Source organism: Macromonas bipunctata (assembly GCF_002837135.1).
Lineage (GTDB): Bacteria > Pseudomonadota > Gammaproteobacteria > Burkholderiales > Burkholderiaceae_C > Macromonas_A > Macromonas_A bipunctata.
The window spans coordinates 6,503-7,468 of record NZ_NWBQ01000075.1 but is presented as its reverse complement, the minus strand read 5'-3'; the positions used below and the strand labels follow the sequence as shown (position 1 = coordinate 7,468).

General features: G+C 72.6%; 1 protein-coding gene. It reads right to left on the bottom strand.

The features are described from left to right. Positions 1-750 (bottom strand): magnesium chelatase domain-containing protein (locus CON76_RS10810; protein WP_145995429.1); only part of this gene is annotated, 750 nt, incomplete at its 3' end. Between the last annotated feature and the right edge of the window lie 216 nt (positions 751-966).

Below are 966 nucleotides of genomic sequence, written 5' to 3'. Positions count from 1 at the left end.
CTTGCCCGGGCCCGGCGGCCCCACCGGCAGCGGGCTGTGCCCGCCCGCGGCGGCAATCTCCAGCGCCCGGCGCGCAGCGGCCTGGCCTTTCACGTCGGCCAAGTCCGGCCCGCTGGGGGCGATGCTGGCCGGTGCGCGCGCTTGCAGGCGCTGCCAGCCGTCGGGGTCGGGCGGGGTGGCGTCGCTGGCGCTGCCGGGCGGGGCAAACTGGCGCACCACGTCCAGCAGATGGCGCGCCCGGTACACGCGCACGCCGTCCACCAGCGCGGCCTCCTCGGCACTGCCGGGGGGCAGCACCCATTGCGGCGGCGTGTGCGCGCTGCCGCTGGTGCCCGCATTGGCCACCGTTGGTGCCGTCTGGGGCGACAGGCTCATGGCCAGCGCACCGCGCACCGGGCGCAACTCGCCGCCCAGCGACAGCTCGCCCGCAAACTCGTACGCCGCCAGCGCCGCAGCGTCGATCTGCCCGCTGGCGGCCAGGATGCCCAGCGCAATCGGCAAGTCAAAACGGCCCGAGTCCTTGGGCACATCGGCCGGCGCCAGGTTGACGGTGATGCGCTGGTTGGACGGAAACACCAGCCCGGCGTTCTGGATCGCGGAGCGCACCCGCTCGCGCGCCTCCTTCACCTCGGTGTCGGCCAGCCCCACCAGCGTGAAGCTGGGCAGGCCGTTGGCCAGATGCACCTCCACGCACACCGGGTGCGCCTGCAAGCCAACCAGGGTGCGGCTGCGCACCAAAGACAAAGCCATCGTGTTTGCTCCTCTGCAGAATGTTGTTGCACTTCTTTGGTGCGTTTTTGCGGGCGTGGCGGCGTGCGGGTGCCGCCGCCAGCCGGGTTGCATCTTAGCGTGGCCGCTGGTGCGGGGTGCCCCCAACCGGGGAGGGTGTGCGGCTGGCCGGTGCTTGGCACGGTCTGTGCTTACTGGGTGAGCAGATGCGTGGCCGGGCTTGCCCGGCTGGTTGCC